This is a genomic window from Ruminococcus sp. RTP21484sp1_RTP21277st1_D2_RTP21277_210401, from assembly GCF_040924225.1.
Classification (GTDB): domain Bacteria; phylum Bacillota; class Clostridia; order Lachnospirales; family Lachnospiraceae; genus Blautia_A; species Blautia_A faecis.
On record NZ_JBCOMJ010000056.1, the window covers coordinates 1 to 9,295 of the forward strand.

General features: G+C 43.1%; 8 protein-coding genes and 1 pseudogene. 8 read left to right on the plus strand and 1 reads right to left on the minus strand.

All coding sequences use genetic code 11. From position 1 onward, the window contains the following. Nucleotides 1–425: 425 nt before the first annotated feature. The 3 genes from AB5706_RS22605 (at nucleotide 426) to AB5706_RS22615 (ending at nucleotide 3,379) form a co-directional block, all read left to right on the plus strand. Nucleotides 426–653, plus strand: a complete 228-nt coding sequence (locus AB5706_RS22605) for a transposon-encoded TnpW family protein (protein WP_004613661.1) — start codon at nucleotides 426–428, stop codon at nucleotides 651–653. Nucleotides 654–753: 100 nt separating this feature from the next. After that, nucleotides 754–2,430 carry a recombinase family protein gene (locus AB5706_RS22610; protein WP_002569190.1) on the plus strand — a complete coding sequence of 559 codons (1,677 nt, stop codon included), beginning with the start codon at nucleotides 754–756 and terminating at the stop codon, nucleotides 2,428–2,430. A gap of 31 nt (nucleotides 2,431–2,461) precedes the next feature. Further along, a complete protein-coding gene (locus AB5706_RS22615) occupies nucleotides 2,462–3,379 on the plus strand; it encodes an NAD(P)-dependent alcohol dehydrogenase (protein WP_276512288.1) in 918 nt (305 codons plus the stop codon). Between the two features lie 257 nt (nucleotides 3,380–3,636). Here AB5706_RS22615 and AB5706_RS22620 read toward each other — a convergent pair whose 3' ends face one another. Further along, on the minus strand, nucleotides 3,637–4,911 hold the full coding sequence (locus tag AB5706_RS22620) for an IS110 family RNA-guided transposase (RefSeq protein WP_173717221.1): 1,275 nt from the start codon (nucleotides 4,909–4,911) through the stop codon (nucleotides 3,637–3,639). Nucleotides 4,912–5,206: 295 nt separating this feature from the next. Here AB5706_RS22620 and AB5706_RS22625 point away from each other — a divergent pair, with 295 nt between their 5' ends. The 5 genes and pseudogenes from AB5706_RS22625 (at nucleotide 5,207) to spoIIID (ending at nucleotide 9,232) form a co-directional block, all read left to right on the plus strand. After that, complete coding sequence (locus tag AB5706_RS22625; RefSeq protein WP_173717222.1) at nucleotides 5,207–5,755, plus strand: acyltransferase; 549 nt, start codon at nucleotides 5,207–5,209, stop codon at nucleotides 5,753–5,755. Nucleotides 5,756–5,849: 94 nt separating this feature from the next. Then, entirely contained in the window at nucleotides 5,850–7,253 is a 1,404-nt protein-coding gene (locus AB5706_RS22630; protein ID WP_226815296.1) for an AAA family ATPase, read from the plus strand. Continuing rightward, nucleotides 7,246–7,956: an RloB family protein gene (locus AB5706_RS22635; protein WP_148461602.1), complete on the plus strand. Its 711-nt coding sequence runs from the start codon at nucleotides 7,246–7,248 to the stop codon at nucleotides 7,954–7,956. Before AB5706_RS22630 ends, AB5706_RS22635 begins: the two co-directional genes overlap by 8 nt. A gap of 85 nt (nucleotides 7,957–8,041) precedes the next feature. Continuing rightward, nucleotides 8,042–8,805 (plus strand): annotated as a pseudogene (locus tag AB5706_RS22640) (IS5 family transposase). A 145-nt stretch (nucleotides 8,806–8,950) separates the two neighbouring features. Further along, nucleotides 8,951–9,232, plus strand: coding sequence for a sporulation transcriptional regulator SpoIIID (gene spoIIID / locus AB5706_RS22645; RefSeq protein ID WP_148461603.1), 282 nt, complete (start codon nucleotides 8,951–8,953; stop codon nucleotides 9,230–9,232). Nucleotides 9,233–9,295 lie beyond the last annotated feature (63 nt).

Sequence of the window (9,295 nt, forward strand, 5' to 3'; positions counted from 1 at the left end):
AGGAATAAACCGCAGCGGCGGCGGGACGCTTTCTCTCTCCCCCTTTTCCGTTCCGCTGCTGACGCGGCAGCAAAGCCATTCTGAACCTTGACAAAGAAAGCGGCGCAAGATAACGGCGGCGCAGCATAGGGCAAATCGGATACGTTCCTTTTGCGCCGAGCCATACGGCGGGTGCGCCATGACACTATCCGGGAGGGATTACCCCGCCCGGACAGCCGAGCGACCAACACCGCGCCGGAAAGCAAGTGTAGCGGCTTGCGGGCGACGACAGCGCAGAATATACAATGATACTTCCTTACAGCCACAGTCCGAGCGTTAAGAGCGTCGCAGGCAATGGGTAGGGCGGCATGAGAACCATGCCGGGGTGAAATTCCCATGAGGTTATGCTAATAACCGTCCGATTAAAGCCTTTGTTTTATTGAATAGTGGACTTGCTGCTATTCATAGACTATATTATATGTTTGCGAAAGAAAGGGGGATTTTCTTTGACGCAAAACCAAACGCCCGTTACCACAACGGAGCATAAAATAGGAAAAGTTACTTACCTTGTATGTTCGTCCGCAAGTGAACGCGCAACGGACACACTGGATAAAAAGATAAAAAAACTCATTCGCAAAGACATGGAACTGAACCCCGCAAACGCCCGGAAATAGGGCGTTTCTTCACATTTTATACATGACACAGGCAGCGGTATGTGGTATAATATAGACAGTACAAATACCATGCTTGTCTGTCGTCGGAAAGGAGGACAAAATGTTACAGACAGACAAGATTACCGCTTTATATTGCAGATTGAGCCAGGAAGATATGCAAGCCGGGGAAAGCGAGAGCATACAGAACCAAAAACTGATTTTACAAAAGTATGCTGACGAACACCACTTTTTCAACACGCGCTTTTTCGTAGACGACGGATTTTCCGGCGTGAGCTTTGAGCGTGAGGGGCTTCAAGCCATGCTGCATGAGGTTGAAGCCGGGAACGTGGCGACCGTCATAACAAAAGACCTTTCCCGTCTGGGACGTAATTATCTGAAAACCGGGGAGCTGATAGAGATTGTCTTTCCCGAATATGAAGTGCGCTACATTGCCATTAACGACGGTGTAGACACAGCAAGGGAAGATAACGAGTTTACCCCTCTGCGGAACTGGTTCAACGAGTTTTACGCCCGCGACACCTCAAAGAAAATCCGGGCTGTCAAACAGGCAAAGGCGCAGAAAGGCGAGCGCGTCAACGGCGAAGCTCCTTACGGCTACCTTATCGACCCGGATAACCGCAATCATCTGATACCCGACCCGGAAACGGCGCACGTCGTAAAACAGATTTTTGCAATGTATGTACGGGGCGACCGTATGTGTGAAATCCAGAACTGGCTGCGGGACAATGAAATACTGACCGTCGGGGAACTGCGCTACCGCAGGACAGGGAGCAAACGCCACCCCCGCCCACAGCTCAACGCATGGTACAACTGGCCGGATAAGACGCTGTACGACATTCTGACAAGGAAAGAATATTTAGGGCATACCATAACCGGGAAAACCTACAAGGTATCTTATAAGTCGAAAAAGACGAAAAAGAACCCGGAGGAAAAAAGGTATTTCTTCCCCAACACTCACGAACCTTTGATTGATGAAGAAACCTTTGAACTTGCACAGAAGCGGATTGCCACCCGGCAACGCCCGACAAAGGTTGATGAAATTGACCTGTTTTCCGGGCTGCTCTTTTGCGGGGACTGCGGCTACAAAATGTATGCAGTACGCGGAGCCGGGACGCTTGAACGGAAACACGCCTACACTTGCGGCAACTACCGCAACCGGGCAAGAAATGATATGCTCTGCACTACGCATTATATCCGCAAAAGCGTATTGAAAGAACTTGTCCTTGCAGACTTGCAGCGAGTAACGTCTTATGTGAAAGAGCATGAACAGGAGTTTATCGAAACAGCCAACGAGTGCAGCGCAAAGGCAGTACAAAAGACGCTGACACAGCAGCGGAAAGAGCTTGACAAGGCGCAGAACCGTATTAACGAGCTGAACATCTTATTCCGCAAGCTCTACGAGGACAACGCTTTAGGGAAACTTTCAGATGAACAATTTGCTTTTCTGACTTCCGGCTATGATGAAGAAAAAAAGACGCTGACCCGGAGGATTGCGGAGCTGTCACAGGAAATCGACAACGCCACCGAGCGCAGCGCGGACGTAAAAAGGTTTGTCGCACTGGTACGCAGATACACAGCGATTGAAGAACTGACCTACGAAAACGTCCATGAATTTATTGACCGTATTCTTATTCACGAACTGGATAAGGAAACGAACACCCGCAAAATCGAAATCTTTTATAGCTTTGTCGGCAGAGTTGATACAGGTGACAAGCCTACCGAAAGTATCTCCTATTTCAGACAGATAGGAGCCGACGTAAAGAGTTATGCTATCTAACATACATCAAAAAGAGGTAAGATAACACCCTCTGCAAAAAAGGTATCGTTATCTTACCTCAACAAAGGCTCCGCCGGATTTCATTCTGGGACATGAGAGTGCTGGTACCGTTATCGAAGTTGGAAAAGATGTTACAACCTTGAAGGTTGGGGACAGAGTTGCCCTGGAGCCTGGTGTTCCTTGCGGAAAATGCCAGTACTGCAAATCTGGAAAATACAATCTTTGCCCGGATGTACATTTCCTGGCAGCAGCGAAACCGCCTACAAACGGTGCTTTAAGAAATTATTTCGCATACCCGGCTGAGTGGTGCTTCAAGCTTCCGGATAACGTATCTACTATGGAAGGAACTATGCTGGAGCCATTATCCGTGGGTATGCACGCTGCAGGACGAGGTGGCGCAGAGCTTGGAAAAACAGCGCTGATCATCGGTGTTGGAACCATCGGATATATGACAATGCTTGCCTGCAAGGCTATGGGCGTAAGCAAGATCATCGTTTCTGATGCGCTTGAGAACAGACTGGCACTTGCACTGCAGCACGGCGCAGATTATGCCATCAACGTAAAGAATGAAGATGCTGTGGAGAAGGTAATGGAATATACAGACGGCGAGGGTTGTGACATCGTATTCGAGACAGCCGGAAGCCCGGTAACACTTGCATCTACCTGGAAATACGTTAAGACAGCCGGTGTGATCGTAAACGTAGGAAATGCCAGCGGCGAGATTCCATTTGTATTCGGCGAGCTTGCCCGCAAGGAAGTTGACATCCGAAGCGTATGGCGTTACCGCAACATCTACCCGATCGCCATCGAGGCTGTAAGAACCGGAAAGATTGACCTGAAACACATTGAACCTGCAATGTTCCCGTTTGAGAAGAGCCAGGAAGCTTTTGAATATGCGTTTGAGCACAGAAGCGAAGTTCTGAAGACGATTATTCAGGTAACGGAATAAGGGGTTAATGAAAAAATAGAAATGGCTGGAAATCCAAAGATGTAGAAAAATCTTCGGTTTCCAGCTGTTTTTTTATGGTGGAGCTCTATACAGGTAAAGGATATTTGATGTATTATTTATGGTAACAAAATAAAACAGTAAGTTTTCAGGAGGAGATTAGTGTGAAAGAAAGTAGAGGACAGCCATAAATGGGTGCACTTTACTAAGCTGTCTAAATCAGGCAACTTTTTAGAGTGTTATAGATATAGTGAATTAGATTAAGAAGCTAATGGTTCATCAGGAGGAAGTATTCCCTCCCGTTGCAATAGTTTCTTGGCTTGCTTGATAGCTTTTGCCTTTTGTTTTTCAACAAGAGCTACAGGCATATCGATTTTGTAAAGATCGCTCGGATTCCACTGCTCACCAGTAGACAGCATCTGGTAGATGGCAGTAAGAATCATACGGGCAATAGCGATAATGGCTCTTTTCTTGCCACGACGTTTAACAAGTGATTCATATTTCTTTTTGTAGTAAGGAGATTTATCAGATTTTACGGCTGCATGAGCACACTGTACTAATGCAGGTTTGAGGTAGACACCGGCACGTGTAATCCGAACAGATTTCTTCTTACCAGCAGATTCATTGCTGCCTGGTGTAAGACCAGCCCAGCAACATAAACGTTTGGAACCCCCGAACTGAGACATATCAGTACCGATTTCGGAGATGATAGTGATTGCACTATCACGTTTGACACTCGGAATGGTACAGAGAAACTGGACAGCATTTTCAAAATCAGGATTAGAAAAAATCATATTTTCTATCATTTTATCAACATCGTTGATTTCTGCTGTGATATAATCCATATGTGCGCGGACGAGGCGCACACGATATTTTTGGGCATCAGTCATTTGATATCCTTCGACGGATTCTATAACAGCATCTTCTTTGGATTTGAGGCTCCGAAGAAGCTTGGATGCGATTTCTTCGTGGTTAATGGATGTACCCGATTGTTCAAGCAGATAGTCGATAATGGACATGGATGACTTCCCAAAGATATCGGAAACAACAGAATCTAATGCAACATTACAGACAGTAAGAGTATTCTGATATCGATTCTTTTCACTTGAACGGCAGGAAACAAGCTTGTAACGATAGCGAGTGTATTCCCTGAGAATACGGACTATCTTACAAGGGATATAGCTGCCTTTGACAAGTCCGAGACGGAATAAATCCCCAATCCATTTAGAATCTTTGGTATCATCTTTGTTGCCTTTCACAGCCTTTACCCACTTGGGATTGGCAATGACAACATTGATCTCATCTTCCAGAAGATTAAAGACAGGAACCCAGTATTTACCTGTGGATTCCATACAGACATCATGGCAATCATTGTCGAGAAGCCATTGCTTGAATTCAAGAATTGAACTGTTAAAGGTGGAAAAGCGCTTCTTTTGGTAAGAAGGCTCAATGCCACCAGTGGTTTTTACAATTGTGGCAACGAGAAAAGATTTGTGAACATCGACACCACAACAGGTTTGATAAGTAACTTTCATAGTCAGACTCCTTTCGTGAATGATAAGAAGCCATTGACTGAACTGCCACACAATTAAACTAAGGTGCTTAAACAATTCTTAGTGTACGGATTCATGATGCCACTTATTTGTGCTTGAAAAGGCAGAACTTACACTGATTATTATGCTGTCTAAAACGAAGAAAGTTATTACAACTCCTCCTCCCGTGCTTTGTAGTGTAGCTTCTTGCAAACTATTTTACAGCACAGTGTAGAGAGTTGGAACACTTTCATTACTATTTGTGCCGCCAACCGAAGGCGGCGGAATGGAGATTATTATGGAAGAAAGACGGGTAGACTTGCGGATTCCCAATCCGGAGCGCTCTAAAGAAGGAAAACGTACTACAGGGATTTTGCACAGATTTAATGCAGCGGACCCTTTATCAGTGGAATATCAGGAGCTGATGAAAGAGCTGTTTACAGGAGGCTTCTGGGAGAAAAGCAAGGTGGTGGCGCCTTTTTATGCGAATCTAGCTGCGGATATTCATATAGGTAAGAATGTAGTCATCATGCCGTATTGCAAATGTATGTCAGCTGGGAATATTTATATAGAAGATAATGTGCGTATTGCTTTGAATACATCAATTCTTACCAACAATCATGATTTTTATGAGCGTGATGTCCTCACAGTGAAGGATGTGCGCATCTGCAAAAACGCCTGGAACGGCGCCGGAGTTACCATCCTTCCAGGGGTCACCATCGGCGAAAACGCCATCGTAGGCGCCGCCAGCGTAGCAACCAAAGACGTCGCCCCCAACACCGTCGTCGCCGGAAACCCGGCGAAGGTTATTAGAGAGTTGGATGGGGAGAGGTTTAAGGAAGAGTGACACAAAACGTAACGGAACCAACATATAGCAGTTGAGTATATTGATATTGAATCGTGAAAAGCTTTCCGCCGCCGGAGAAATCTGGCGGCGGTTTTTGTATATTGTTGTGGAATTTATATATGGTATAAAGTGTAAAAATTTGTCGAAAATTGCAGAAATGAAAATTATAACGATAAATATGAGATTTTACCTCATAAATCATTGCGAAAAGCAAAAAACTGGATATAATAAAGGTACAGATAAAAAGTTTAGACGAATGGAGGTAAATAAAATGTTATGCCAATTTACAGTGAAAAATTTTAAGAGTATACGGGATGAGGTAACATTTGATATGCAGGCTGCCGCCATTTCTGAGCATGAAGATCGGATTATAAAAGATACAGATGGGGAATTATATTTACCGGTATCTGCTGTATATGGACCAAATGGTGGAGGAAAAACCAACGTTCTTGAAGCACTCCATAGCCTGGTTACAAAAGTATTAAGGCCATTATATGCCACAAGTAATAGCGAAGAGACTGCAATGAAAATGAAAAAGGTCGTGATAGAGCCATTTGCTTTTGACGAAGCGACAAGAAATGAACCGACAGAATTTGAGCTGTTCTTCAGAACGGCACTGACAGAGTATCGTTATGAATTGATTGTTAAAAAAGAAGTGATTGAGTACGAAAGGCTAGACCGCATAAAACTGGAAACTGGGAGGAAATCTGCACTTTTTGAACGCAATAAAAATGAAATTATTTTGAAAGGTGCTTTTACAAAATTAAAAACCAGTGATGAGTTATCTGATACATTACCATTGTTATCGTATCTTGGAATTACTTATAGGAAAAATGAGGTGGTACAGGATGTACTTGGATGGTTCGATGAAGAAATTGATTTTTTGAATTATGGAAACCCTATACAGGAATTACGAATGGCTGTTTCAAAGTCAGAGGAGGTAAAAAGCTTAATGCTTCAGATGATCCAGGAGATGGATTTGGACATTGTAGATTTTCGTGTAGAAGAAAAAGAAAAGGATCAGATTGAAGTGTTCACAAAACACGTAGTAGATGAGTTTGAAGCAGAGCTGAATTTATTTGACGAATCCAGTGGAACAAGAAAATTATTTGGCTTGCTTCCGTTTATTGCAAAAAGTCTGCTAAGAGGGACAACTCTTGTAATAGATGAGTTGGATGCAAAGATACACCCGGTATTACTTAAATACCTTATTATGATGTTTGGCAATATGAAAAAGAATAAAAAAGGTGCACAGCTTATTTTTACATCACATGATTTATCTACTATGAACAGCGAAGTGTTCAGGAGAGATGAAATCTGGTTTGTAGCCAAGGGAAAATGTCAGAACTCAAAGTTATATTCTCTTGTAGAGTTTAAAAATAAGAAAGGTGAATCTGTTCGTAAAGATGCCAAGTTTGATAAGCAGTATCTGGAAGGAAAATATGGTGCAGATCCGTATCTCAAAAGAATAATAGATTGGGGGAGGGTGAATGGCTAAAAGAGAAGGGAAAGAGAAGAATAACTGGAAGAAGAAACGTCGGCAGGAATATCTGGAAAAGAAAGAATTTCGCTACTATATTTTCTGCGAAGGACAAGCAACGGAACCCAACTATTTTCAAGGATTCAAACGATATATCGAAGATAATCCTATTTATCGTGATATGGTTTTGATCGAAATTGAAGGCTGTCAGGCTGAGACGATGCGTGTGATTGGAAAGGCTGAAGAGTATGTACGTGAGAATAAGATTACGAAAGGGCAGATATGGTGTGTTTATGATAAAGACAGTTTCCCGTCCTGCGATGTTAATGGAGTGGTCCAGCGGGCAAATATGTTGAACCAAAAGAATCCAGAACTTCAGTATCATGCAGCATGGAGTAATGAGTGTATTGAATTTTGGTTTATGCTGCATTTCGCATATTATACCTCAAATAATCATAGGTCTGAGTATAAGAAATTTCTGAATGAAAAATTTCGAGAACTAGGAATTGGAAAATATGAGAAGAATATGGATAACATATTTGAAACGCTGATGAATGGTGGTAGTCCGAAATTAGCAATTCGATATGCGAGGCGGATTATAAAAAATGGAGAGGGAAAAACACCGGCGGAAATAGCACCAGGAACAAAGGTGCACGAGTTAGTGGAGGAATTGGCAAAATATTTGCCAGAAGAAATGCAGAGAAAATTTAAAGAGAACTAGAGCGTGTTTGAAAAATAAAAGTTGCACAAAACATATATTCGTTTACCCTTTTTCATGTTAAAATAAAGAAAAAGGGGTGTTGATTATGTTGCGCCGATACGAATTAACCGATGATGAATGGAATCGTGTTGCTCCCTTACTGCCACCTGAAAATTCTGGAAAGCAAGGTCGTCCTTCAAAATGTAATCGGACAATTCTAAATGGAATTGTTTGGATTGCTCGCAGTGGGGCTCCCTGGCGGGACCTCCCAGAACGTTATGGGGCCTGGCAAACGGTTTATTCCCGTTTTCGTAAATGGATTGAAGATGGCATCCTTGATAATATTTTTCGTGTCTTGAGCTTAGAAGCTGAATTAACGGAACTATCAATTGATGCCTCTATCGTCCAGGCTCATCAGCATAGTGCTGGAGCAAAAAAAGGGGGCCATCAAACGAAATTGGACACAGCCGTGGTGGAGCCAGCACAAAAATCCATGCAGTTGTAGATGCATACGGTTATCCGGTTTATTTTATGATCAGCGAAGGGCAGCGTAACGATATTAATTACGCAATCCCTTTGTTAGATCATGTCGACACAAACGGAAGCAATGTATTAGCTGACCGTGGATACGATAGCAACAAGCTGATTGACTATATTTATACCCACGGTGGAGAGCCAACAATTCCTTCTAGAAAAGGAGCTAAGTTTGATCGTTATTGCGATTGGTGGCTTTACAAAGAGAGACATTTAGTAGAAAACTATTTTCTCAAATTGAAAGCGTTCCGTCGAATAGCTACGCGTTACGATAAACTGGCTTCAACCTTCTTAGGAATTATATGCATTGCCTCAATATTAATTTGGTTAAAATGAACAACTTAGAATGTTTTTCAAACACGCTCTAGAGCGTGTTTGAAAAATCATTTCCTGCCGCCGGAGAAATCTGGCGGCGGTTTTTGTATATTGTGGTGGGGATGGTGCATACACTGTAAAAACGGTGCCGATGGAGGCCTTACCCATGAAAGACTATATCGAGGAGCGGGCGGTGGAAGTTGGGAATTATATTATAGAAACAAAAGCGACGGTGCGACAGACAGCGAAGAAATTTGGAATATCGAAATCTACGGTACATAAGGACGTGACGACCAGACTTGCAAGCTTAAATCCAGCACTTGCAAGGCAGGCCAGGGCTGTGTTGGAGGTGAATAAATCAGAGAGACATATCAGAGGTGGTTTAGCTACCAGGGAAAAGTATTTGCATCAACATATGCTGGAAAACAATCTGCACAAAAAAATATAAACTTTTTTGTAAAAAGTGCTTGACGATTCCTTGCGGCAGTGGTATAGTAAACAAGCTGTCGCA